The following is a 23,713-nucleotide window of genomic DNA, read 5'->3' as shown; positions in this document are numbered from 1 at the left end:
AACGTTTGTAACAGGATATTTATGTTAATTATGCCAAGCAAACAGGCTAAGCTAGTGGCATCATATTTTTGTCGCTAGGAAGTTGATTTTGCATCATAAATTTATTATCGAACCGTTAGATTCAGGTTTGGCTGAGGCCCTTAACAATAAAATTGATAGTAAAACTAAGCCTCAAGGGGCTTTAGGGCAACTAGAAGCACTCGCTTGCCAAATTGGCCAAATTCAAGCGACTTTAGAGCCAGAGATTCGTAAACCTAAGATGATTGTATTTGCGGCTGACCATGGCATCGCAATGGAGGGGGTGAGCGCCTTTCCACAAGCGGTTACTGCGCAAATGGTGGAAAACTTTGTGTCTGGCGGGGCAGCGGTAAATGTATTTTGTCGCCAGCATAATTTGGCCTTTGAAATTGTTGATGTAGGTGTCGCTCAATTAATCTCTGAAGAGGGGGTTGTGTGTTGCAAAGTTGCTGCAGGCAGTAACAGCTTTTTAGATGGCGATGCGATGACTCAAAGCCAATGCTTACAAGCGATAGATGTTGGCGTAGAGCGAGTGGCTCAGGCCGCTAGAGATGGCTCTAATCTATTAGCATTTGGTGAGATGGGTATTGCCAATACCGCCAGTGCTGCGGCCCTAATGGCGGGGTGCTTAAAGCTAGATGTGGCGCAGTGTGTCGGCCGAGGTACAGGTCTAGATGATCAAGGTCTACAGCATAAAACACGTGTGCTAGAACAAGCCTTAGAGCGACATCGGGGCGATTTTGACTCACTACAATGGCTGGCTAAAGTGGGTGGGTTTGAAATCGCAGCGATGGTAGGCGCATTCTTAGAAGCGGCACATCGGCGAATGGTGATATTAGTCGACGGATTTATTTGCTCAACGGCTGCGCTAGTGGCCTCGCAAATAAACCCCTTAGCTAAACATTATATGGTGTTTTGCCATCAAAGCGCAGAGCAAGCGCATCAGGATTTGTTAAAGAGCATGGAAGTAAAAGCACTCTTAGATTTATCATTACGCTTAGGCGAAGGAAGTGGGGCGGTATTAGCTTATCCCTTAGTATGTTCGGCCACCGCTTTCTTAAAAGAGATGGCTTCGTTTGATTCAGCAGGAGTCAGTCGTGAAAGCGAGCAGTAGGCTCAAGCAAGAGTTAAATTTATTTTTTAATGCGCTCAGCTTTTTTAGCCGTGTTCCAGTACCAGCATGGGTGGAATATAGTGCGACAAGCTTAAGTCATTGTGTGCGTTATTTTCCCTTAGTTGGTTGGTTTATAGGCTTACTCAGTGGGCTGGTTATTATTGGTTTAATGCCTGTTTTCGGCGCGCCCTTAGCGGTGTTATTGTCTATGGTGATTAGCTGTTGGGCCACAGGCGCATTTCATGAAGATGGCTTTGCCGATTGCTGCGATGGCTTTGGTGGGGGATATAGCCCCGAGCAAATTTTGATGATCATGAAAGATTCTCGTTTAGGTACCTATGGCGTGTTGGGCTTATGTTGCATGTTGGCCATTAAGTTCACTGCGCTATTAGGCTTAAGCCAGTCGTTCAGCGCGGTTAACTTACTCTTTACGGTATTTTTAGCCCATACTTTGAGTCGTTTTAGTGCGGTATTATTGGTTTGGCGGCTTAATTACATAAGAGAGCCTAGCGAGCCCAGCAAAGCCAAAGCGGTGGCGCAAAACCTTGCCATAAAAGATGTATTATTGGCTTCTGTATGGGTGGTGGTGCCCGCGTTGATGATTCAGCTTAATGCTTTACTGGTAGCGCTGGTGAGCACGATAGTGATTACTATTTTATGGGCTCGTTACCTTAAGCTTAAATTAGGTGGATATACCGGTGACACGCTTGGTGCTCAACAGCAGTTAAACGAAGTGGGTATTTACTTATCTATAACTGTTGCTGCTAACTTGGCTTGGCTCTAAGTATGGCTAAAGTATTATTGGTTCGGCATAGCCCACCGCTGATTGAAGCCAATCACTGTTATGGCCAACTGGATGTCGTAGCTGAACCCGTCCAGTTGCAAGCTTGCATAGAACGTTTATCGATAAAACTGACGCCATATAAGCCTTTTACTGTGCTGTCTAGCCCTCTAAAACGGTGTAGCCAACTCGCCGAAGGACTCGTTGACCAGGTGACATTTAATGGGGCTTTAAAAGAGCTTGATTTTGGCGCTTGGGAAGGGCGCAGTTGGAATGATGTGCCCCAACAAGCCTTGCAAGCTTGGGCTGACAATCTGCTTGATTATCGACTTGGTGAGTTTGGCGAAACGGTCAATGAGTTTAATCAACGTGTCAGCAGGTTTTGGCAGCTATGCCAAAACTTACCGCTAGATTCCTGCTTGGTTTGTGTCACTCATGCGGGGGTTATTCGTACTATTATTGGACTGGTGGAAAACCTCGATATTGAGCAAGTGATGTCGTTACCGATTAATATGGGCTCGGTAACTTGTCTGAAAATTCAATCCTCAGGAGTGAAAATTGAATACCAAAACTGTTAGCCTTTTACTGAGTATTTTTGTTGGTTTTAGTTTGCCAGGGTACGCGACCCAAAATGACACAGGCATAGTGGCTGGAAAAACAGTCCAAGCTAATAAACCTAAAGTGGACATTGTCGGTAAGTGTTGGCAGCGAGAGACTCGGCCTGAAGTGAATAAGTGCTTGGAAAACAGCCTTGCTCAATTAGACCATCTCGTTCGGCAACGTTTGGTGGTGTTAAATCAACAGGCCTCAGAGTTAGAGTTTATTAGTGAAGGCGCTAAAGGGGTGGTTGATGCGCTCAATAATGCCAAACTAGAATACAGTTCTTTTAGACTCGCTTTATGTGATTGGGAACGCTTAATGATGGCTGGTGGCAGTGGTGCAGGCAGTCAATATTTAAGTTGTGAAATACAGCTGACTCAACACTGGTTGAGCCGGCTGCATCAATGGTAAGCGATCAGGCCTATTAAGCTTCAGCTTGACGGGCTTGTTTACAGCCTTCAATCGCAGGTGCAATAATTTCTAACGCGCTTTTATCACATGGGCTTAGGCTTGCATCAGATTGTTGTAATGGGGTAACCCGTTTACCCCAACGTATTGCTGCTGCACCCCAAGTCAACCCTGCACCAAAGGCAGCGAGTAAAACATTATCTCCTGGTTTAATTCGGCCTTGTTCTAAGGCTTCACATAGCGCTACCGGAACTGTCGCCGCTGAAGTATTACCGTATTTTTCGATATTCACCATAATGTTTTCGTAAGGGGCATTGATACGTTTAGCCAAGGCATCAATAATCCTTAAATTGGCTTGATGCGGTACGATGAAGTTAACTTCATCGTTGGCGATATTGGCTTGCGCTAATACGTTAGTCGCAGCTTCGCCCATACCTTTAACGGCTCGTTTGAAGATTTCAGGGCCTTCAAACTGGAAGTTATACAGTGTATCAACCCCTGAAAAACGTTTGCGATTGGTGCCGAAATCAGAAATTGACAGGATTTCACGTTTTTCACTATCACAACCTAATTTAGCCGCTAGAAAGCCTACTTTGTCAGCGTCATGATTGGCTTCCAGTATTACCGCGCCTGCGCCATCACCAAACAATACTGCAGTATCGCGTTTGGTCCAATCAAGTAGTTGGGTTAATCGTTCAGCACCAATTAACAAGATGCGCTGCATTGCTCCGGTCTGAATAAGTGCAGAAGCTGTTTGCATGCCGTAGACAAAGCCACTACATGCAGCGTTCATATCAAATACAGCGGCATTATCAGCTTTAAGCAGTTGTTGTACTCGGCTGGCGCTACTGGGCACTGACGTACCGGGAGTACAGGTACATAAAATAATCGCATCGAGTTGATCCACGCTAAGGCCTGCCGCCGCTAAGGCATGCAAGCCGGCTGTTGCAGCCATTTCAGCGATATCAACGTGTGAGACACAACGCTCTTTAATTCCGGTTCGGCTACTGATCCACTCATCAGATGTGTCGAGAAAAGTACTTAAATCGTGGTTAGTTAGGCGTGTTGTAGGCATACATTTGCCCCAACCGGTAATTTCAGCATTATGCATAGTTAGCTTATAACTCTGTTTTATTGAAGATGAAGGATTATGCCTTATGCTTGGCAAATAACCAAACCAGAACAATATTTAGACTTAAAGGTGAAGTTTAAGAGGTTTTGTTTGAAAATTCAGTTTTAACTGGTATTAGTCATACTTATTGTGCGATAATTGCACCGAATTGATGGACTCGACCTGAAAATTTCAAGGTCAACTTATGTAACAGGGATGCTCAATAACTCTCTGGTTTATGTAAATAGGGTCTGTTATGACAGCGCACAATCACCATTCTACAATATCGTCGCCAAACGCGACTAATTTTGAAACGTCAGGTTTTAACGAAAATACACGTTTTTTTGAGCTTACTATTGATTTGTATGCCGACTCTTTGAGTTTGTTGGCTTTTGGTGGTGATGTTATTGGTAATCTGCCTCCTACAAAGCTCGTTGCCGTAAATGGTGAAGTAGACGACTTAAAAGGTTTCTTCTCCGCGATGTTTGTTTGGACTTTTTCACATATTAGAGAGCTTGACGCACCATCGCCAGTTGAGCCACAAGATTGGCTGCTATTAGATGCCAATGAGTTTTGAACGAATACTCTGCTCAAGTTTAATCACCGCGACCCCTGATAAAGACATTTAGCCAGTTGATAAACACCTTGGCTGACTTCAAGGCCAGTGATGCTACATTGAGCTGAACAACACGCCTTAGGCTAAGTGCTTTAGATAGTATTGCTAGTAATCGAGAGGGTCTACCCAAAGTTGCTGGTTGTCGTATATGGGCTGAGCGCTAAGTTGGTCATTTTCAATTTTAAATATCGTTTTATTTTTAAGATCTGAACGTCGTATATTATCAGCGTGGTAACGATTAAATAAGGCGGTAAACTCACCGTTATTATGTAGTTGCCAAAGGCCTTTCTCTATACGCTGGCGTAACCTTGGTTCACTGGGTGACACAAAGAGAAACACCGGTAAAGGTAGATGCAGCGCTTTGGTTTGTTCAATGATCATATTCGGGTATATAGATGCTCTTTCTTCATATTCATAATAAATCTCATTAATACCACGAATGAAATAATCAAAGCGTTGATGATTTAACATGCCAAATAAGCCTTCGTATGAACTGCTAGTCACCACTGTAAAGTCTTGCTTTTTCAGTACTTTGGTTGTTGTCCACTGAAGGCCTAACCCAGCTCTTAGCTGTTTCAGTTGCTCTAGTGAGTCTAGTTGTTCAAATCGGTGGGCGTTTTCATTATGAATAAGTAGGCGCCGATAACCGAGTAAGCCTTTTAAGATAGGGAAATAAATCGGCTCTATGCTTCTTTCCCATACCTGAGAGCTAGGGGCTGAATAGATATTGATAAGCTTACCCTCATGTAGCTCTTGCAAGGCTCTTTTGCGCCTTAACAGCACTGGGGAAAAAACAATTTCATACTCGCCATATTCTGCGCGAGTGGCTTCTAATGCGGCGGTAACCACTTGCAGCGGATAAGCATCTCGTTTGTCTAATTCAGAATGGGCTTGATTATATCTGACGATGTCTACAGCCATGGCGCTCAATGGCTGTAAGATTATGCAGAACAACAAGATATAGATATATCTACTCATTAAGCGTCTCATTAAAGTGGCTATTTAATATTCTCAGTGAGTTAAATCACAATAAGTATAGCTGACATTTTTGCTGTTTTTTTCTTCGGTTGATGAATCAATTGTCGTCACAGAGAAATGCTTGGTTGGGCGGTGTGCATCGTTGGCAGTGTTAAATGCGAGGGGGATAGCTTATAACTCGGTGCTTGGCGGCCAAAACCAAGCACCAAATTTGTCATGCTTATAGGTATCTTGTATGTAAATGTTGTTCAAAGTAGCGAGTATTTAAGGTTTCCCCAGTGGCACGACGGACCAGCTCATCGGTGTCATGAATACTGGCTTGTGACCAAACATTTTGACGTAGCCAACTAAATACTTGTGAATAGTCTCCTGCTGCCACGGCGGCCGGGGTCTCGGGGTGCGACTTTACTAGAGCTGCATGAAATTGCGCAGCATACATAGCGCCGAGTGAATAAGAAGGGAAGTAACCAATTAACCCAGCTGGCCAGTGCACATCTTGCATACAACCGTGTTGGTAATTCCCCTTGGTAGATAGCCCTAAATACTGCTGCATTTTTTGATCCCAAAGCTCGGGAATATCTGCCACGCAGATATCACGATTAATCAAATCTCGCTCTAATTCGTAACGTAGCATGATGTGAGCTGGGTAGGTCAGTTCATCGGCATCTACCCGGATATAACCTGGTTTTACAGTTAAGTAGTGCTGTTTTAGCTCATCTAACTGCATCGGCTGTTTTTGGCATAAATGGGTGTTAACCAGCGGAAGTAATTGTTCTACAAAGGCTTGGCTGCGCCCCAACTGCATTTCAAAGAACAAGCTTTGGCTTTCATGGATCCCCATAGAACGGGCTTGGCCAAGCGGTAAGTTGATATAATCTAGGGGTAAATTTTGCTCATAACGGGCGTGACCCGTTTCATGCACTATGCCCATCAGTGAACGCGTGAAATCTTCCTCTTCATAACGGGTAGTAATGCGAACATCACTGGGTACGCCACCACAGAACGGATGTGCACTGACATCTAAACGACCGTGGTTAAAATCAAATTGCAGTTTTTCCATTATCGCCATACCAAGCTGCTTTTGCTGCTCGGTAGGGAAAGGCCCGTTAAGCTGTAAAGTAGGCCAAGAAGCCTGCTTATCAACTACTTTTTGTATCAGTTGAGGGAGCCAAGCTTGCAGTTCGCCAAAGACCTTATCTAGGCGATGCATTTGCATGCCAGGTTCATACAAATCGAGCATAGCATCGTAGGGTTTAAGGCCGGTTTTATCTGCTCTAATCTGCGCTTCTTCAATGGCGAGTTGCATCACCGCTTGCAGGTTCACTTGAAAAGACTTCCAATCGTTCGCGCCACGTTGATCACGCCATGCATGTTCACAATGGGCTGTGGCCAATGATTTAGCCTTGACCAAGTCTGCAGGTAAAGCGGTATCGTTGTACCAGCTTCGCTCCATCTCGCGTAATGAGGCTTGCTGTAAGGGAGTTAAGTCTTCTAACTTAGCGGCGCTCAACCAATCTTGCATTTCTGGGCGAGTGGATTTTTCATGCATCAATACCGCTAACTCAGCTAAGGCATCAGCGCGAGCCTGATTCCCCCCGTTGGGCATCATGGTGGCTTGATCCCAGCCACATATCGAATTTAAGTGAGATAACTTAGACAGGTGCTGAAAGTGGTCGCTAAGTTGTTGGTAAGCGCTTTGCTTAGTCATGCTAGATCCTTGTTCGAATACTTAATCGAAAATTCTTATTGGGCGAGGCGTCTTGCATGACGCTCGCGATTATCAAGCTTTTGCTGTTCGCTTTTCTTAAGCAGCACGTAAATCGCACCGGTTCCGCCGTGCATTGCTTGCGCGCTATGAATAGCTAATACCGCATCAATTTGCGGTAGCCACTGGCTTACATAGCTTTTGAGTAAAGCGGGTGGTTGGCTGTTGTGACCTTTACCGGTAATGATTAAGGCACTACGAATATTGAGTTGCTGACACTGCTGAATAAAGCTAACTATTTCGTTGCGCGCTTGTTCTAAACGAAATTTATGCAGATCTAGTTTGGCTTGGATTTCGTATTTTCCCAGCCTGAGTTTTTTATGCACTCCGTACTGCAAACCAGATTTTTTAAAATCAACCACATCATCTGGGTGCAATAAGACCACATTCTCCAGTGACAAATAGTCTTGGCTTGTGGCTGCAGCTTGCTGAGCCGCCTGCTGACGAGCCTGTTTCGCCGCTTCGTTTAAGCTGCTCGCGCTAGTGCTTACCGCATCTTGCTTTAAAGGTTTAATTCCAGCGACTTCTTGCTGAAACAGATCAAATTCATTAGACATAAAGAAACTCCTAAACAACGAAGTTCCTTCTTTATAGATGAGTGCAGCCAGCGGTGCAACCGCTGCGTTTGCTTATTTTTGTGGGGGCTCGCTTTGACGAATTTTTTTCAAGAAGTAATACGTATAAAAACCCATCAAGCCAATCGTAATTGCAATCACTGTAATAGACATTAAACCAATGCTGTTGCCAAATAATAAGTCGAGCCATAGATCCATAGCTAATACTCCATATCGCGGGGTAGAATTAGCATAATTTACTCAATAAATAATCAAATTGATGTTGGTCAATTTGTCATCGGATCAACTTCACGTATTAAATAACCTTGTTGCGTTAAGGAGCTTAGCAGGCCTTGTTCACCGTAAAGGTGCATGGCTCCTACCACCACAAAACTGGTGGCTTCAAATTGGGTAAGTTGCTTCATCCAAGCGCGGTTGCGCGCAAATAAAATCTTATCTAACACCATGTCGGCATCATGCTGAAACATGGGGTCATCGCTGAGTAAGGCAAATAGCTGTTGGTTATCGCCATTGTTCCAATGGTTGACGAGTTGTTTAAATAGGGCTGGCACTTGCTCAAAATCGTCCAGTGTTTGCTCCAATAAAGGCACTTGTATTGAAGCTAGACTGCTCAGAGCGTCTATTTGTTGTTGAAAACTTTCTAGCTCTACTATCGGCGTTTTGCTTGCTTCAGCCCGTTCTATAAAATGTAAGTCTAAGCCAAGTTGAGGTTCAAAATCTAAGCTTTGCATTTGCAGCTGGCTAAGAATTATCGCCACGTACCAGGCCTGCATATTGTCAAACATGGCCGCCGATATACCCAATTGTTGGCTGCGCTTAGCTAATAACTGTTGATATTTAGGGCTTAAGTCTTGGCTAAGGAATCGCTGTTCAGGCTGTTGGCTATGGGCCTTTAATGCTTGCTGATCTTGTAGACTAATATTGGTGACATCGGTTTCGATAATCAGTCGTTGGCTTTGCTTAAAGGCATCGATAAAAGTGGCCGGAAGAGGATAGAAATCTTCAGTGCCTAGATGAATTGAGCCAAATAAATACAGCTTTTTTTGACCTTGCTCAGCGAGCCACAAAGAAGGTTCTGCTTGTAAGTTACTGCTAGATAGAATTAATAAAAGTGAGCTTAAACGGCTGATCCAAGGTTTCATAGCTGATCCGCTAAGGTAAAAGTACGCTTACTTTAGCACGTCATTTACTTCTATCCATCGCTGCATTGGGTTTTATCGTTAAGGATGTCACTACTACGCCAGTGTGCCGGTAAACGATAAGAAGCGTTTTGACCGTATGTTAGCCGCCGATATCGGGTTTAGCTTTTTCTTAAAATTATATCGAGTAAAGCCACTGGCAAAATACGTCGTAAGATGGCAAATAAGTGGGTAGGGAAGGTGACATAATAGCGGGCCTTTGGCTTAGGCGCTTCAAGGGCATGAATAAGCGCCTTAAAAACAGCGCTGGGTGGTAAGGTAAATTGGCTGCTAGGTCCTTCTTGCTCAAGACGGTCTATGGTCAGTTGGTAGGCAAGTTGATGACGCGTATTATCACTATCAATATGCTGTTCAAAGGCCGCTTTGGCGTTTTTCCTAAACAAACTAGTAATAGGCCCTGGTTCAATTAAACAGACTTTAACAGGGGTATCAGCCAGCTCTAACCGCAAGGTGTCGGTATAGCCCTCTATGGCAAACTTGCTGGCGTTATATGCTCCACGATATTTCATGGCGACCAAACCCAATACAGAGCTGTTTTGAATGATGCGTCCAGTTTGTTGTTCTAACATATGGGCAATGGCTAAGCGGCTGAGATGGTGCCAGCCAAAAAAATTGCTTTCAAATTGTTGGCGTAAGGCATCTGTTGGTAGATCTTCAAGCGCGCCTGGTTGGCCATAGGCGCCATTGTTGAACAGCTGGTCTATTTTTCCCCCTGTTAGCTGTAAGGCTTGATTCCAACCTGATTCGATAGACGATGGCTGGGCTAAATCGATCTGTACACAGCTTAAGCCCAAGCGCTTCAAGCGCTCTACGTCGGCAGCCTTTCTGCAGGACGCAATTACTTGGTAACCGCGAGCGTGCAGTTGCTGAGCGCAGTATAAACCGATACCACTGCTACAGCCGGTAATCAGGATCGTTGAGCGGGTTTGTTTCAAGCGCTCGCCTGTTTTTTCTCAAAAGCCTTATCAACCAATTGGTATTCAATTTGTTCAGAGACAACTTGATAGTCTTGAATAAACTGGCAGCCTAAAGCAAATTCATCCCGTTCATTAGGGGTGTTTTTAATCTGACAAGTTAACAGTACCGGTTCTTCACGTTTAGGAAAACGGGTTTGTAGCTGAAGATTTTTATCTTTAAGCACATTGATATTAAATTTGTGCGCTGCCGTTGGGACAAATTTGCAACCGCGCTCAGAAATATCCTTTAGAACACCCCGAATGACATGTTTAGAATCCAAGTGTAAGGTAGCCGGTTGATAGCATTCATAACGGTCAAACTTACGCAGCGGCATGCTCATTACATTGAGGGGGTATTGTAAAATCATCCATCGAGCGGGCTCGTTAATCAGTGTCACAATTTCAGAACGGAAAGCAATCAATTTGCCGTCCCAATGAAAGCGAGCATTCACTTCACAGCCTTCGCTGATAATGTTTATTCCCGAGCTTTGATCACCACCATTAAGACGGCAAATAATGTAGCTCTTTTTGTCTACGCCTATCCAGTAACCCTTGAAATCGGCAGCCTTTTTAAAGCGGGTGGTAATGCTTAAGTTTATACCGCAATTAGGCGGTACTTTGTGAAACTGTACTTGATCCATAGACGTAAAACATCAAATCCATTGGTGCGGTAGCAAAGGGGAGATCACCCAAACGGTGATCTAGTGCGGTGATTCTAGCGGAAAATAAATGAAAAAAACATATTAGAAGGCAGTTTAAAGGGCTTCAGCGGGCTGTATAGCCCCGACTAAAGCAGAGTTAGGTTGATAAAACAAAGCATTACATTTTTATCAACCTCAAGCATTCCACATTAAACTTTCCAAAATGGCTTACTCGCTTCGTGCAGCGCATCATTGCGATTAATGCCAATGTCTTTAAGCAAATAGTCAGGGAGTGACGCGAGATGCTTGCGGGTTTTTCTACGTAGCAGCATGGCGTTTAAGCTTTTGATATAGCGACTTAGGTTTAGCCTGATTAAACTTAAGTGAACAGACGTGAGCTTGGTGTTGTAGTGGTTTAGCGTTCTCATAACTTAACTCCTTTTATCGGTTGACGGTTAAAATTTACGCGATTTTAGGCTAAGCTGACAAACGACTAAAATTGACTTACGGTTAAGGAATACTTAAGTGAAGGATCGTTTGCCTCCGCTACAAGGCTTATATTATTTTTATTTAGCCGCGGAAATGGGCAGCTTTAAAGCGGCTGCCGCTAAACTGTATGTTACTGCTGCCGCGATGAGTCAACAGATCCGCCAGCTCGAGGACCGTTTAGATGTGCGCTTATTTGAACGGCAACATCGCAAGGTCGTGCTCACGGCCGAAGGTATCACCTTGTACCACTATGCAAAACAAGCCTTCCTTAGCTTGCAGGACGGGGTAAGACAAATAAGCCAAGACCCTGACCCAAGCCGCTTATCGTTGTCGGTGCTGCCATCATTTGCTCAACATTGGCTGGTGCCGCGCTTAGGTGATTTTAGCCAACAGTTTCCCGATTTATCGGTAATGTTGATGCCAAAAAACGCATTGATTGATTTTAGCCAAGACAAAGTTGACTTATGTGTACGTTATGGCCTGGGCGATTATCAAGGTTTGCGCTCTGTTAAGCTGATGGATGATCATCTATATCCGGTGTGTCATCCCCTTTATCTACAGCAGCATCCGGTTGAATCGCTAAACGACTTGCGTAAACATACCGTGATTGATGATGCGAGACCTGATATGAATTGGCAGTACTGGCTAGAGCTCGCTGGGTTTGATTCTAGTGTGGCTAAGGCCAACTTACTTTATCAAGGTGCTCATGTGGTGATTGAGGGCGCGCTGGCAGTGCAAGGCATCGCTTTAGTACGGCACAGCTTAGCGTGGAAGTATATACAGCAAGGCATGTTGGTGAAGTTGGGTGATGTAGAGGTGAGGCCGCGATATGGCTATTACTTGGTCGCGCCAGAGCCCTATTTCAAACGGGACAAAATTCAGCAGTTTAGTACTTGGATCCATCAGCAAGCAGAACAATTTTGGCAGCAAAGCCAAGAGCAGCAAGATAGTAGTCGCATTGTTGTGGCAGAGTAGGCCAAGTGCATACTTGGCCATACATGCGAGTTGCTATAAGCGGACGAACGTCGCTAGGTTCAAAAAGCTTTAGCGGTTTGATTGGCTGGAATAGCCGGTTCTACAGGGCCTTTGATATCGATGCGGGTGGCTTCTAAGGTTGCCCAGCTTTTGCCATTACGAATGATTTCGGCTTTGACTAAGTGGTAATCAAGCTCAGGGGCAAGCCATAACCAAGTACTCCGCCCTTCACGTTTCTTTTGCTCCACTTTTAAGGCGTAAAAACTCCCTAAGATAGTGTCTACCGTTTCTTCACCTACCACGGTAAAGCGGTAGTTATCCACTTCATCAATCACATTGTAATGGTAATCCATATCGGTAGAACCATTTTTTAAGTCGTTTTGTAATTGAATAGAGAATCCGGCGGCATCCATTAATTGATGTACGTCTTCAGGAGCCTCAAAATGATGGCGTTTACCATCTATCTCAACAATTAAGCCGCCTTTTCGGTCAGGGTGCCCAGTGGCGTGAGTCGTAGAGAATAAGCTACTCTGTTTAAGCACAAAACCTTTGGTTTGCACATCCCCCTCGTGGTAGGTGAAACGAGAGGTATCATCGTACTTTAACCCCCCAGCGAGGGCGGTGCCGATGCTCTTAATTTGAAAGGTATCATTGCCTAAATCGATTAACTGACGATAACCTTTAGCAATCGGTATTCCCTTAAAGTCTGCACGATACTCTGCCTCAAAGGGTAACACCTCCGCCAAACTGGTACCGCTAAACAACAAAGCCGAAAGCGCAATAGCTTTTGTATACCGCATAACATTTACCCTCAACACATCTTCAACTAATTATAGCCGCCATAGTATGACAAAGCTTAGCGCTAAATTGAAAATAAAAAAAAGGCCCCGTAAACGGAGCCTTATGTTTTAGCGCTTAGCTAGCGATTAAGCTTTAGCTTTAGTCGCTTTTTTAGCAGGTGCTTTTTTAGCTTCAGCTGCTTCACGTTCTTCGGCTTCAACATACGGGCGACCGTAGTATGAATCGATAAGAACTTGCTTCAACTCGCTGATTAATGGGTAACGTGGGTTTGCGCCAGTACATTGGTCATCAAACGCGTCAACCGCTAATTCATCAACTTTAGCTAAGAACTCAGCTTCTGGTACACCAGCCGCTTGAATTGATAGTGGAATATCAATTTCAACTTTAAGTTCGTCTAACCAAGTTAGCAATGCGTTTAGCTTGTCTTCAGTGTTACCTTCACGGAAACCTAAGTGCTCAGCAACTTCAGCGTAACGAGCACGTGCTTTCGGACGGTCGTACTGAGAAAACGCAGTTTGTTTAGTTGGTGTATTCGTTGCGTTGTAACGAATTACGTTAGTTAGCAATAATGCGTTAGCTAAACCGTGTGGTACGTGGAACTCTGCACCCAATTTATGCGCCATAGAGTGACACACACCTAGGAAAGAGTTAGCAAACGCGATACCAGCGATAGTGGCAGCATTGTGAACTTTCTCACGAGCAACTGGGTCAGCTTTACCATTTTTGTAAGAGCTTGGTAGGTATTCTTTAAGCATTTTAAGCGCTTGAAGAGCCTGACCGTCTGAGTATTCGTTAGCGAGTACAGAAACATAAGCTTCCATAGCGTGAGTAACCGCATCGTAACCACCAAAGGCACATAGTGACTTAGGCATATCCATTACTAGGTTAGCGTCAACAACCGCCATGTTAGGTGTTAGTTCGTAATCAGCTAATGGGTATTTTTGGCCAGTAGCATCGTCAGTTACAACAGCGAACGGTGTCACTTCAGAACCCGTACCAGAAGTAGTAGTAATACATACTAACTCAGCTTTAGAACCCATTTTAGGGAACTTGTAAATACGTTTACGGATGTCCATAAAGCGCATTGACAGGTCTTCGAAATCAGTTTCTGGGTGCTCGTACATTACCCACATGATTTTCGCAGCGTCCATAGGTGAACCACCACCAACCGCTAGGATAACGTCAGGCTGGTAGCTGTGACATGCATCAGCACCTTTCTTAACGATAGTTAGCGTAGGATCAGCTTCTACTTCGTGGAAAATCTCAACTTCCATGCCTTTATCTTTAAGGATAGCGCGTAGGTCGTCAATGTAACCATTGTTGAATAAGAAACGGTCAGTCACGATAAGTGCGCGTTTCTTGCCATCTAGGTCATCCATAGCGATTGGTAATGAACCACGACGGAAGTAAATTGATTTAGGAAGTTTGTGCCACAACATATTCTCAGCTCGCTTAGCAACAATTTTCTTGTTGATTAAGTGTTTTGGCCCCACGTTTTCAGAAATCGCGTTACCACCCCATGAACCACAACCTAGCGTTAATGAAGGTGCTAGTTCGAAGTTGTAAAGGTCACCAATACCACCGTGTGAAGAAGGCGTATTAATAAGAATACGTGCAGTCTTCATTTTGTCACCGAAGTAAGCAATACGATCTGCATTTGCGTCTTGGTCAGTGTAAAGCACTGAAGTATGACCAACACCGCCGATGTCTAACACGATACCTGCTTGGCGAACTGCGTCTTCAAAGTCTTTCGCTTTGAACACACCTAGCGTAGGAGATAGTTTCTCATGAGCGAACTCATCATCGTAAGATGCTTCTAGGCCTTCACCGATAAGGATCTTAGTTGATTTAGGTACAGTAACACCCGCTAGCTCAGCAATTTTGTATGCTGGTTGACCAACGATTTTAGCGTTAAGTGCGCCATTGATAAGCAATACTTTACGTACTTTATCAGCGTCAGACTTGCTTAGTACCGCTGCGCCGTATTTAGCGAAACGCGCCATTACTTCGTCGTATTTTGACTCAACGATAATTGCAGCTTGCTCAGAAGCACAAATTACGCCGTTATCAAAAGTCTTAGACATTAAGATAGAAGAAACTGCACGTTTAACGTCAGCTGTTTCGTCAATCACTACAGGCGTGTTACCAGCACCAACACCAATCGCAGGCTTACCTGATGAGTAAGCAGCTTTAACCATGCCTGGACCACCAGTTGCAAGGATAAGAGAAATGTCTTCGTGCTTCATTAATGCATTAGACAATTCAACAGAAGGAGTATCAATCCAACCAATGATGTCTTTAGGCGCGCCAGCTTTAATCGCTGCGTCTAGTACTAGCTTCGCGGCGAAGTTAGTAGAGTTTTTAGCGCGTGGGTGTGGCGAGAAAATACAACCGTTACGCGTTTTCAAGCTGATTAACGCTTTGAAAATTGCAGTAGAAGTTGGGTTAGTGGTTGGTACGATTGCACAAACGATACCAACTGGCTCAGCGATAGTAATAGTACCGCCTTCGTCGTTGCGGTCAATAACACCACAAGTTAGTTCGTCTTTATATTTGTTGTAAATGAACTCAGAAGCGAAGTGGTTTTTAATCACTTTGTCTTCCATGATACCCATGCCTGACTCTTCAGCGGCCATGCGGGCTAGTTCAATACGTGCTGTAGAAGCTGCGAGTGACGCTGCGCGGAAAATTTTATCCACTTGTGCTTGGTCGAATGTTGCGAATTCAGCTTGCGCTGCCTTCACTCGAGCAACCATTGCGTTTAACTCATCTATATTACCTACAGGCATCCTGTTCTCCTCATTTAAACTAAAACTAATTAGTAAACCGTTACTGACTATCAAAAACTGAATCTTGAAGACTATTAATAGCCGCTTTAGTGGTTTAGTAATTAACTTTCACTAGCGATTATAATAGCCCTTTAGTGGTACCACTTGATCCAGATCATGTGTTGCTAAGTTACAAATGTAAAAAAATCACTAAATAATTACAGTAATATTTAGTGATTAATGCAAAATTTAACCAAATGATGTAAATTTTTTACCAATGCGTATTTGTATTACAAGAAAAGGCATATTTTATATTTAGTCTATCATTTAATGATAAATGCTAATGGTTGTTAGAGGTTAGCTTAACTTAGTGAAATAACAAAAAAAACTGTTAATTGCTTGAGCATAATCGGTTATTTGACCCGATGTTTTGCAACTTTATATTTGTTGTTTTTTCAATTCGGGTGTAGCATCTGGCGTTGATGTGTATTTTATTAGAATATTGTACTGATTTAATATTCATGTAAAGTGAATGGAAATTTCACAAGCGGGCTAAGCATTGGTTCGATGTGTCAATATGGAGATGAAAATGAAAACTGCTCAAACCCTCATTAGTAGCGTAGTTAGCGCTGTAATTTTAGGTTCTTTTGCTACAGCTACCCTTGCTGCTGATGTTCCGGCGGGTACTAAACTTGCGCCAGTTCAAGAATTGGTTCGCGGTAACGGCACAGAGCCTGCCTCTCTGGACCCTCACAAAACTGAAGGTGTACCAGAATCTAACGTGATTCGTGAGTTATTAGAAGGCCTAGTAAACCAAGATGGCGATGGCAATCTAGTTCCAGGCATAGCAGAATCATGGGAAACTGAAGACAACAAAACTTTCGTTTTTCACCTACGTAAAGATGCGCGTTGGTCAAACGGCGATAAATTGACCGCTCACGATTTTGAATATAGTTTCAAACGTGCCGTTGACCCAAAAACGGCAGCGCCTTACTCGTGGTATCTAGAAATGACGACCATGGTAAACGCAGCAGACATCATCGATGGTAAAAAAGATGCCTCTGAGTTAGCGGTTACAGCTTTAGATGACTACACCCTAGAAATTAAACTTGAGCAAGCGTTGCCATACTTTGTAGCAATGACCTCTCACACGACCTTGAAGCCAGTTCACCGCGCAACGGTAGAAAAATTTGGCGACAAATGGACACTACCCGCTAACTTCGTGGGTAACGGTGCTTATAAAGTGGCCGAGTGGGTAGTGAACGAAAAGATCGTAATGACGCGTAACGAAAACTACTGGGATAACGAGAATACCGTTATCAATAAAGTCACCTACTTACCGATTGAAAACCAAGTTACCGATATGAACCGCTTCTTAGCCGGTGAAATCGACATGACTTATGAAATGGCTAACGAGCACTTTAAGCGTATGCAAAAAGAGCAGCCAGACTCGTTGAAAGTAACCCCTTACTTATGTTCTTACTACTACGGCTTTAATAACAAGAAAGCACCATTTGATGATGTGCGTGTGCGTAAAGCCCTTTCTTATGCCATCGATCGCGATGCGGTAGCTAAGTTTATCGTAGGTAAAGGTGAACTACCGGCTTATAACTTCGCGCATCAAAAAGTAGCTGGCCTACAAGTTGATACGCCAGATTACGCTACTTGGACACAAAAAGAGCGTAATGCTAAAGCGGTAGAGCTGTTAGCTGAACTGGGTTATGGCAAAGACAAACCTCTTGAGTTTACCTTGCTGTACAACACCAGTGAAAACCATAAGAAAATCGCTATTGCGGTTTCTTCAATGTGGAAGAAAACGCTGGGTGTTAAAGTTAACCTAGAAAACCAAGAGTGGAAAACCTTCCTCGATAACCGTCGCAACGGCAACTACGACGTAACACGTGCTGGCTGGTGTGGTGATTACAACGAAGCGTCAACCTTCTTGTCACTGATGCAAAGCAATAACGGTAATAACGACCAATTCTACAATAGCCCTGCTTATGATGGCTTTATGAATGGTGCTATGGCGGCGGTTGATGATGCAGTTCGTGGTGACAACTACCGTCAAGCTGAAGCGCAGCTTGCACAAGATATGCCTTTGGCACCTATCTATCACTATGTAAATGCGCGTTTGGTTAAGCCTACCGTTGGTGGCTACCCAATGAACAACGCTGAAGACAAAATTTACACCAAAGACCTATACATCATTGCTAACTAATTGATGTTTGTTAAATAAGGCACCTTTTAATCGAGGTGCCTTATTTTGTTGTTACTAAGCTTACTTAAGTAACGGCAACCAAGAGAAGCTGGAAAATAGTATGATTAAGTTCATCTTAAAACGAATGCTAGAAGCAATTCCAACCTTGTTGGTATTGATTACTATCACCTTTTTTATGATGCGTTTTGCCCCAGGAAGTCCTTTCTCAGGTGAACGCTCACTACCGCCTGAAGTGCTGGCCAATATTGAAGCTAAATACGGTTTAGATAAGCCGGTATTAGAACAGTATTTCACTTACTTAGGCAATTTGGCGCAAGGCGATCTAGGCCCGTCATTTAAATATAAAGACTACACCGTGAATGAACTGGTCGCTCAGGCTTTGCCGGTGTCAGCTAAAATTGGCTCAATCGCCTTTATCTTCACGGTATTAATGGGGGTATCGGTAGGTACCTTAGCGGCCCTAAAACAAAATACATGGATGGACTTTACCATTATGTCCACGGCAATGGCCGGGGTGGTGATGCCTTCCTTTGTATTAGCCCCCACGCTGGTGTATATCTTCGCCATTAAGTTGCAATGGCTGCCCGCCGGTGGTTGGAATGGAGGCCAGTGGCAATACATCATTTTGCCGATGCTAGGTATGTCACTACTTTATGTCGCGTCTTTTGCGCGAATTATGCGCGGCAGCATGATTGAAGTATTAAGTTCTAATTTTATTCGAACGGCCAAAGCCAAAGGGTTGCCTTATGGCTACATTGTTACTCGCCACGCGCTGCGCCCTGCGCTGTTGCCTGTTGTGTCTTATATGGGGCCGGCATTTGTGGGCATTATTACTGGTTCGGTAGTGATTGAAACCATTTTTGGTTTACCGGGCTTTGGTAAGTTGTTTGTGAATGGCGCACTTAACCGAGATTATTCATTAGTGTTGGGCTTAACCATTCTTATTGGTTCATTCACCATCATTTTCAACGCGATTGTAGACATACTTTATGCCTTCATCGACCCGAAAATTCGCTACTAGGAGGCTGCCATGTTAAATAATCAACAGAACAGCGAAGCGCTTAGCGAGTTTGCTGATAAGTTAGAAATTGAAGGCCGCAGCTTGTGGCAAGATGCTCGCATGCGTTTTATGCGTAACCGTGCTGCCATGGTGAGCTTAGGCATACTGGTCTTCATTACCTTATTGGTTGTGTTTGGCTCTTACCTAAGTGAATTTGCCTATGACGATACCGATTGGGGCGCCATGCACCAAGGGCCGTCTATTGAAACTGGCCACTACTTTGGTACTGATTCACTGGGCCGTGATATGTTTGTACGTACCTTATTAGGGGGGCAAATATCATTGCTAGTTGGTGTGATGGGGGCATTTGTAGCCGTACTTATTGGTACGCTATATGGTGCAACGTCAGGCTTTTTGGGTGGAACCGTTGACCGCGTAATGATGCGCTTGCTGGAAATCCTTTACGGCATTCCTTTCATGTTTTTCGTGATTTTGTTAGTGACCTTTTTTGGGCGCAATATCTTCTTAGTGTTTGTGGCCATTGGTGCGGTGTCTTGGTTAGACATGGCTCGTATTGTACGCGGTCAAACACTTAGCCTGAAGAACAAAGAGTTTATTGAAGCTGCCGAAGTGTGCGGTGTGTCAAAATGGAAAATCATCACTCGCCACATTGTCCCTAATGTATTGGGCATTGTTGCGGTTTACGCCACTTTATTAGTGCCACAAATGATTCTTACCGAATCGTTTTTAAGCTTTTTGGGCTTAGGGGTGCAAGAGCCAATGACATCTTGGGGCGCATTGCTGCAAGACGGTTCTCAAACCATGGAAATTGCTATTTGGCAGTTACTATACCCAGCAGCATTTATGGTGGTAACACTATTTAGTTTTAACTATGTAGGCGACGGTTTACGTGATGCCTTAGATCCGAAAGATCGGTAGGGCAAGGGTACAACAATGAGTTTATTAGACGTTAAAGACCTTCGGGTAGAGTTTTCTACTCCTGAAGGCAGTGTAACTGCAGTGAATGATTTAACCTTTTCACTGAACGCAGGCCAAACCTTAGGCATTGTAGGCGAGTCAGGTTCGGGTAAAAGCCAAACCGCTTTTGCTTTAATGGGGCTGCTGGCAAAAAACGGTACCATTACTGGCGAAGCCTTGTTTAACGGTCAGCAAGTGCTTAACTTGCCAGAAAAAGCGCTAAATACGATTCGTGCTGAGAAAATCTCGATGATTTTCCAAGATCCAATGACTTCGCTTAATCCCTATATGAAAGTGGGTGAGCAGCTCAAAGAAGTATTGCGTTTGCATAAAGGCATGACTAACCGTGAAGCCCATGTTGAAGCGGTACGCATGCTAGATGCGGTAAAAATGCCCGAAGCCGAAAAGCGTATGGCTATGTACCCGCATGAGTTTTCTGGTGGTATGCGCCAACGGGTAATGATTGCTATGGCCTTATTATGCCGCCCGCAATTGCTCATCGCCGACGAACCAACAACGGCATTAGACGTTACAGTACAAGCACAAATCATGACCTTATTAAACGAGCTAAAAAGCGAATTTAATACCGCCATTATTATGATTACCCATGACTTAGGTGTTGTCGCGGGTATTTGTGACAAGGTGTTAGTTATGTACGCAGGCCGTACCATGGAATATGGCACCGCGCGCGATGTATTTTATAAGCCAAGCCATCCTTATACCGAAGGTTTGTTAAAAGCGATCCCTCGCTTAGATACGGAAGGCGCAATATTGCCCACCATTCCGGGCAACCCGCCTAACTTGTTAAAATTGCCACAGGGCTGTCCGTTCCAAGAACGTTGCCACAGAGTGAGTGATATTTGTCGCCAACAAAGCCCGGCGCTTAGCACCTTTGGTAGTGATCGCCAACGCGCCTGTCATGACGACTTCCATTTACCGGGAGGTCAATAATATGAATGACAAACCATTATTACTCGACGTGGTAGACCTAAAAGTTTACTTCAAAATTAAAAACGCCAAGTCTTTACCATGGACACCCGCCGCCACGCTAAAGGCGGTTGACGGTGTCTCGCTAAAGCTATACCAAGGAGAAACCTTGGGCGTAGTGGGTGAGTCTGGTTGTGGTAAATCTACCTTTGCTCGTGCAGTCATTGGCTTAGTGCCAGCTGAAGCCGGTAAAGTAGTATGGCTAGGCCAAGACCTAACCAAGCTGCCACACAAAGAGTTACGTGAGAAGCGCAAACAAATCCAGATGATCTTTCAAGATCCTTTGGCCTCACTTAACCCACGTATGACCATTGGCGATATTATTGCCGAGCCGCTAGAAACCTTTTACCCCAAGCTGAGTAAAGCCGAGGTAAAGCAGCAGGTAAAAGAAATGATGACCAAGGTAGGTTTACTGCCTAACGTTATCAACCGTTACCCGCACGAGTTCTCTGGTGGCCAGTGTCAGCGTATTGGTATTGCTCGCGCGTTAATACTTAAGCCAAAAATGATCATTTGTGATGAGCCAGTATCGGCTTTAGATGTATCTATTCAGGCACAAGTGGTTAACTTGCTTAAAGAGCTACAAGCAGAAATGGGGCTAAGCCTTATTTTTATTGCCCATGACTTATCGGTAGTTAAGCACATTTCTGATCGTGTATTGGTAATGTACTTAGGTAATTCGGTTGAGTTGGCGACCTCGAAGGCGTTATTCGAAAACCCGACTCACCCCTACACCAAAGCGCTGATGTCTGCTGTACCGGTGCCAGACCCCGATCTAGAACGCAATAAAACCATTCAGCTGCTAGAAGGTGATTTACCCTCGCCAATTAGCCCGCCGTCGGGCTGTGTATTTCGCACCCGCTGTCCAATGGCTACCGAGCAATGTGCCAATGTGAAACCGCAGCTAGAAGGTTCAGACGAGCACGCGGTAAGTTGTATACACACTTCGGTGTAAGAGTTTTTTGCCCACTAACAAGCCAGACAATCGTCTGGCTTTTTTTTCAAAAATGTAAATGTACGGCGCAGAGCTAAGCAGCACTGGCTTCTCTGCTCAAACACATTTTGTCCCATTGTTTGCTTGGCATGTAGTTTAATAACAGCTTAAACACCCGCCATCACCCTTAGCAAAGCTAATCGTTTTACTCAGTGCTTCTGCCATACATGCGGAAAACTGAACGTTTAGGGCTGCACACTTTTTCACTGTGATTATCTACAGACCCAACATTTCTCAAGCTACTTGTGTCAAAAAGGTCTACAAAATTTGAACACTGACTATTGATAAAATTAAAAGAAAACCTCAAAGTAGACAATAAGTTAAAGAGAGAGCATCGCCAGACTGGCGACTTTGCGCTAGGTCACACTTTCTATGATAGGAAGCGTGCTCATTGAATGGGATAGGAAGCACGTGCTTCCTACTTAGCGTTATATGGCTCAGGAGAGTCAATGAAAGTCACAGTGCTACTAATGATTTCGGTAATGACTTGCTCGTGTACAGAGTTAAAAAATGATCGTTGTTTGGATCAAGGTGGCAGTTTTAACTATGACAAGTGCGAGTGTGACTATGAGAAAAGCCATAAATTCAAGGAATATCACCAATGTTAAAGAAAGCTTGGGTGATTGTTGGGTGCACTCTTGGTTTTATTGCGGCATTTGTCGTCATGTATATTTCGTGGCAACACAACTCTCAGTGTGAAATCCACTGTGAGGGTGTAATCAACTGGAGTTACTGGTTGTTGCTCGGTGGAGTAAGTTTTGCTCAGGTGTTTTTGTTCGTTGCATGTGTCGTTTGGCTTGTGCGTATAGTCAGAGCCATATAACAATCACATCAAGTCGCCCCCTGAAAAGCGGGGGCTGGGACATCAAAACTACGCGGCGGTTAGTTTGGTGCTCCGCCCAAGTTTAACAAACCACCGCTAAATTTTGCTGCCTCTTACGCGGGCGTTACATGGACTAAGAATGTACATCATCATTTCAAAAGACTTTAGAGAGTTTGTCGCAGGTATCTTTGCGGTGGAGTCTCATGCGAATGACTTCCGACAGAAGATTTCTGAGGGGGAACTTTCGAAACTTAAATTTGAAGACGTCCCACTGAGTTACCCTCTTTATATCTCGGAGGACCACGAGGGGTTTTCATATCATTCAGAGGAAAGCGCAAAGGAGCTAATGGCAGACTTTACGCAAGAAATGCATAAACGTGACGAAGAATGGTGTTATACGAACTTATATCGCGTAAGTGAGGATTTCATGCCCAAAATGCCAGGGAAAAACTATATGGGTCTTATTCCGCACCATCATGTAGACAATAATACTCTGAAAAGCATCAAGGAAAATGGATTTAACTCGCTATGGGATCTATGAAACCAAAAACATGTAACAAGCGCAGGCTGTCGGAACACCTTTCCGCTGCGCTCCAAGTCATCCGCAGCTGCGGGCGTTAGAGCTCAATTAACCCTATGCAATACAAAAAGAAAATCGTGCTGCACTGCCCAAATGGCTACAAGCAAGAGCTGGATGGCATGGTGGAAGACTTCATAGCACGTGGTGTCTCCTTTGTCGGTGTTGTTGGTAAGGATTGTTCACTAGTCGAAGACATCATTGACGAATTGGTTGTTGGTGACGGTTCTGATGAACGTCGCTACATTCTTACATCGTGCCATGAGGGCGAGTCCGTCGAAGATGCAATTGAATTTGCCAATAGCCTTACATCAGAGTTCGAAGGCGAATCTTAGCTTGTT

General features: G+C 44.2%; 24 protein-coding genes. 13 read left to right on the top strand and 11 right to left on the bottom strand.

Translation table 11 applies throughout. The annotated features are described in order from the left end of the window. Window positions 1-88: 88 nt before the first annotated feature. The 4 genes from cobT to M0C34_RS14000 are packed head-to-tail and all read left to right on the top strand — an operon-like array spanning window position 89 to window position 2,924. Window positions 89-1,132, top strand: a complete 1,044-nt coding sequence (cobT, locus tag M0C34_RS14015) for a nicotinate-nucleotide--dimethylbenzimidazole phosphoribosyltransferase (protein ID WP_248712307.1) — start codon at window positions 89-91, stop codon at window positions 1,130-1,132. Further along, the gene (locus tag M0C34_RS14010) at window positions 1,116-1,916 is read left to right on the top strand and encodes an adenosylcobinamide-GDP ribazoletransferase (RefSeq protein ID WP_248712306.1); all 801 of its coding nucleotides are present in this window, start codon (window positions 1,116-1,118) and stop codon (window positions 1,914-1,916) included. The genes cobT and M0C34_RS14010 overlap by 17 nt, the downstream gene beginning before the upstream one ends. Window positions 1,917-1,918: 2 nt before the next feature. Next, a complete protein-coding gene (locus M0C34_RS14005; RefSeq protein ID WP_248712305.1) occupies window positions 1,919-2,491 on the top strand; it encodes a histidine phosphatase family protein in 573 nt (190 codons plus the stop codon). After that, a complete protein-coding gene (locus M0C34_RS14000; protein ID WP_248712304.1) occupies window positions 2,472-2,924 on the top strand; it encodes a lysozyme inhibitor LprI family protein in 453 nt (150 codons plus the stop codon). The genes M0C34_RS14005 and M0C34_RS14000 overlap by 20 nt, the downstream gene beginning before the upstream one ends. Before the next feature lie 13 nt (window positions 2,925-2,937). Here the strand turns inward: M0C34_RS14000 and M0C34_RS13995 are convergent, their stop codons facing one another. After that, window positions 2,938-4,032: a ketoacyl-ACP synthase III gene (locus M0C34_RS13995; RefSeq protein ID WP_248712303.1), complete on the bottom strand. Its 1,095-nt coding sequence runs from the start codon at window positions 4,030-4,032 to the stop codon at window positions 2,938-2,940. A 256-nt stretch (window positions 4,033-4,288) separates the two neighbouring features. On the opposite strand from M0C34_RS13995, the gene M0C34_RS13990 reads away from it, so the two are divergent. Then, a complete protein-coding gene (locus M0C34_RS13990) occupies window positions 4,289-4,609 on the top strand; it encodes a hypothetical protein (protein WP_248712302.1) in 321 nt (106 codons plus the stop codon). 144 nt (window positions 4,610-4,753) lie between these two features. On the opposite strand, the gene M0C34_RS13985 is transcribed toward M0C34_RS13990, so the two are convergent. The 8 genes from M0C34_RS13985 to M0C34_RS13950 form a co-directional block, all read right to left on the bottom strand. Then, the gene (locus M0C34_RS13985; protein WP_248712301.1) at window positions 4,754-5,626 is read right to left on the bottom strand and encodes a type 2 periplasmic-binding domain-containing protein; all 873 of its coding nucleotides are present in this window, start codon (window positions 5,624-5,626) and stop codon (window positions 4,754-4,756) included. A 220-nt stretch (window positions 5,627-5,846) separates the two neighbouring features. Then, complete coding sequence (locus M0C34_RS13980; RefSeq protein WP_248712300.1) at window positions 5,847-7,334, bottom strand: carboxypeptidase M32; 1,488 nt, start codon at window positions 7,332-7,334, stop codon at window positions 5,847-5,849. 35 nt (window positions 7,335-7,369) lie between these two features. Next, window positions 7,370-7,948 carry a DNA endonuclease SmrA gene (gene smrA, locus M0C34_RS13975; RefSeq protein WP_248712299.1) on the bottom strand — a complete coding sequence of 193 codons (579 nt, stop codon included), beginning with the start codon at window positions 7,946-7,948 and terminating at the stop codon, window positions 7,370-7,372. 72 nt (window positions 7,949-8,020) lie between these two features. Further along, the gene (locus M0C34_RS13970; RefSeq protein ID WP_248712298.1) at window positions 8,021-8,164 is read right to left on the bottom strand and encodes a DUF3149 domain-containing protein; all 144 of its coding nucleotides are present in this window, start codon (window positions 8,162-8,164) and stop codon (window positions 8,021-8,023) included. Between the two features lie 68 nt (window positions 8,165-8,232). Next, window positions 8,233-9,108, bottom strand: a complete 876-nt coding sequence (locus M0C34_RS13965; RefSeq protein WP_248712297.1) for a TraB/GumN family protein — start codon at window positions 9,106-9,108, stop codon at window positions 8,233-8,235. A 158-nt stretch (window positions 9,109-9,266) separates the two neighbouring features. Further along, on the bottom strand, window positions 9,267-10,100 hold the full coding sequence (locus M0C34_RS13960) for an SDR family oxidoreductase (RefSeq protein ID WP_248712296.1): 834 nt from the start codon (window positions 10,098-10,100) through the stop codon (window positions 9,267-9,269). Further along, the gene (locus M0C34_RS13955) at window positions 10,097-10,762 is read right to left on the bottom strand and encodes a PilZ domain-containing protein (RefSeq protein WP_248712295.1); all 666 of its coding nucleotides are present in this window, start codon (window positions 10,760-10,762) and stop codon (window positions 10,097-10,099) included. Before M0C34_RS13955 ends, M0C34_RS13960 begins: the two co-directional genes overlap by 4 nt. Window positions 10,763-10,971: 209 nt before the next feature. Continuing rightward, a complete protein-coding gene (locus M0C34_RS13950) occupies window positions 10,972-11,190 on the bottom strand; it encodes a DUF1127 domain-containing protein (protein WP_248712294.1) in 219 nt (72 codons plus the stop codon). A gap of 97 nt (window positions 11,191-11,287) precedes the next feature. Here M0C34_RS13950 and M0C34_RS13945 point away from each other — a divergent pair, with 97 nt between their 5' ends. Then, window positions 11,288-12,226 carry a LysR substrate-binding domain-containing protein gene (locus M0C34_RS13945; RefSeq protein ID WP_248712293.1) on the top strand — a complete coding sequence of 313 codons (939 nt, stop codon included), beginning with the start codon at window positions 11,288-11,290 and terminating at the stop codon, window positions 12,224-12,226. Window positions 12,227-12,285: 59 nt separating this feature from the next. Here the strand turns inward: M0C34_RS13945 and M0C34_RS13940 are convergent, their stop codons facing one another. Together M0C34_RS13940 and adhE are read right to left on the bottom strand one after the other, a co-directional pair. Continuing rightward, on the bottom strand, window positions 12,286-13,026 hold the full coding sequence (locus M0C34_RS13940; RefSeq protein ID WP_248712292.1) for a DUF3108 domain-containing protein: 741 nt from the start codon (window positions 13,024-13,026) through the stop codon (window positions 12,286-12,288). Between the two features lie 126 nt (window positions 13,027-13,152). Beyond that, window positions 13,153-15,816 carry a bifunctional acetaldehyde-CoA/alcohol dehydrogenase gene (gene adhE, locus M0C34_RS13935; protein WP_248712291.1) on the bottom strand — a complete coding sequence of 888 codons (2,664 nt, stop codon included), beginning with the start codon at window positions 15,814-15,816 and terminating at the stop codon, window positions 13,153-13,155. A gap of 568 nt (window positions 15,817-16,384) precedes the next feature. Between adhE and M0C34_RS13930 the strand changes: the two genes are divergently transcribed. The 7 genes from M0C34_RS13930 to M0C34_RS13900 all read left to right on the top strand — a co-directional run bounded on the left by M0C34_RS13930 (window position 16,385) and on the right by M0C34_RS13900 (window position 23,707). After that, a complete protein-coding gene (locus M0C34_RS13930) occupies window positions 16,385-18,013 on the top strand; it encodes an ABC transporter substrate-binding protein (protein ID WP_248712290.1) in 1,629 nt (542 codons plus the stop codon). Window positions 18,014-18,113: 100 nt separating this feature from the next. Further along, window positions 18,114-19,034 (top strand): oligopeptide ABC transporter permease OppB, encoded by a 921-nt coding sequence (oppB, locus tag M0C34_RS13925; protein ID WP_248712289.1) that lies wholly within the window; start codon window positions 18,114-18,116, stop codon window positions 19,032-19,034. A gap of 9 nt (window positions 19,035-19,043) precedes the next feature. Next, window positions 19,044-19,952 carry an oligopeptide ABC transporter permease OppC gene (oppC, locus tag M0C34_RS13920; RefSeq protein ID WP_248712288.1) on the top strand — a complete coding sequence of 303 codons (909 nt, stop codon included), beginning with the start codon at window positions 19,044-19,046 and terminating at the stop codon, window positions 19,950-19,952. A gap of 15 nt (window positions 19,953-19,967) precedes the next feature. Beyond that, complete coding sequence (oppD, locus tag M0C34_RS13915) at window positions 19,968-20,942, top strand: oligopeptide ABC transporter ATP-binding protein OppD (RefSeq protein ID WP_248712287.1); 975 nt, start codon at window positions 19,968-19,970, stop codon at window positions 20,940-20,942. Between the two features lies 1 nt (window position 20,943). Then, window positions 20,944-21,933, top strand: a complete 990-nt coding sequence (oppF, locus tag M0C34_RS13910; protein WP_305883131.1) for a murein tripeptide/oligopeptide ABC transporter ATP binding protein OppF — start codon at window positions 20,944-20,946, stop codon at window positions 21,931-21,933. A 1,001-nt stretch (window positions 21,934-22,934) separates the two neighbouring features. Beyond that, entirely contained in the window at window positions 22,935-23,336 is a 402-nt protein-coding gene (locus M0C34_RS13905; RefSeq protein ID WP_248712285.1) for a hypothetical protein, read from the top strand. 95 nt (window positions 23,337-23,431) lie between these two features. Then, complete coding sequence (locus tag M0C34_RS13900) at window positions 23,432-23,707, top strand: hypothetical protein (protein WP_248712284.1); 276 nt, start codon at window positions 23,432-23,434, stop codon at window positions 23,705-23,707. Window positions 23,708-23,713: the final 6 nt, after the last annotated feature.

Source organism: Agarivorans sp. TSD2052, assembly GCF_023238625.1.
Lineage (GTDB): Bacteria > Pseudomonadota > Gammaproteobacteria > Enterobacterales > Celerinatantimonadaceae > Agarivorans.
Note: the sequence above shows the minus strand (reverse complement) of the source record. Positions and strands in the feature narration are given on the sequence as shown.

What these genes read in the sequence shown, in the direction of transcription:
- M0C34_RS14005 (WP_248712305.1), top strand. Translation starts at nt 1,919, where the DNA reads ATGGCTAAAGTATTATTGGTTCGGCATAGCCCACCGCTGATTGAAGCC.
- M0C34_RS13995 (WP_248712303.1), bottom strand. Translation starts at nt 4,032, where the DNA reads ATGCATAATGCTGAAATTACCGGTTGGGGCAAATGTATGCCTACAACA.
- M0C34_RS13990 (WP_248712302.1), top strand. Translation starts at nt 4,289, where the DNA reads ATGACAGCGCACAATCACCATTCTACAATATCGTCGCCAAACGCGACT.
- M0C34_RS13985 (WP_248712301.1), bottom strand. Translation starts at nt 5,626, where the DNA reads ATGAGTAGATATATCTATATCTTGTTGTTCTGCATAATCTTACAGCCA.
- M0C34_RS13980 (WP_248712300.1), bottom strand. Translation starts at nt 7,334, where the DNA reads ATGACTAAGCAAAGCGCTTACCAACAACTTAGCGACCACTTTCAGCAC.
- smrA (WP_248712299.1), bottom strand. Translation starts at nt 7,948, where the DNA reads ATGTCTAATGAATTTGATCTGTTTCAGCAAGAAGTCGCTGGAATTAAA.
- M0C34_RS13970 (WP_248712298.1), bottom strand. Translation starts at nt 8,164, where the DNA reads ATGGATCTATGGCTCGACTTATTATTTGGCAACAGCATTGGTTTAATG.
- M0C34_RS13965 (WP_248712297.1), bottom strand. Translation starts at nt 9,108, where the DNA reads ATGAAACCTTGGATCAGCCGTTTAAGCTCACTTTTATTAATTCTATCT.
- M0C34_RS13955 (WP_248712295.1), bottom strand. Translation starts at nt 10,762, where the DNA reads ATGGATCAAGTACAGTTTCACAAAGTACCGCCTAATTGCGGTATAAAC.
- M0C34_RS13950 (WP_248712294.1), bottom strand. Translation starts at nt 11,190, where the DNA reads ATGAGAACGCTAAACCACTACAACACCAAGCTCACGTCTGTTCACTTA.
- M0C34_RS13940 (WP_248712292.1), bottom strand. Translation starts at nt 13,026, where the DNA reads ATGCGGTATACAAAAGCTATTGCGCTTTCGGCTTTGTTGTTTAGCGGT.
- adhE (WP_248712291.1), bottom strand. Translation starts at nt 15,816, where the DNA reads ATGCCTGTAGGTAATATAGATGAGTTAAACGCAATGGTTGCTCGAGTG.
- M0C34_RS13930 (WP_248712290.1), top strand. Translation starts at nt 16,385, where the DNA reads ATGAAAACTGCTCAAACCCTCATTAGTAGCGTAGTTAGCGCTGTAATT.
- oppB (WP_248712289.1), top strand. Translation starts at nt 18,114, where the DNA reads ATGATTAAGTTCATCTTAAAACGAATGCTAGAAGCAATTCCAACCTTG.
- oppC (WP_248712288.1), top strand. Translation starts at nt 19,044, where the DNA reads ATGTTAAATAATCAACAGAACAGCGAAGCGCTTAGCGAGTTTGCTGAT.
- oppD (WP_248712287.1), top strand. Translation starts at nt 19,968, where the DNA reads ATGAGTTTATTAGACGTTAAAGACCTTCGGGTAGAGTTTTCTACTCCT.
- oppF (WP_305883131.1), top strand. Translation starts at nt 20,944, where the DNA reads ATGAATGACAAACCATTATTACTCGACGTGGTAGACCTAAAAGTTTAC.
- M0C34_RS13905 (WP_248712285.1), top strand. Translation starts at nt 22,935, where the DNA reads ATGTACATCATCATTTCAAAAGACTTTAGAGAGTTTGTCGCAGGTATC.
- M0C34_RS13900 (WP_248712284.1), top strand. Translation starts at nt 23,432, where the DNA reads ATGCAATACAAAAAGAAAATCGTGCTGCACTGCCCAAATGGCTACAAG.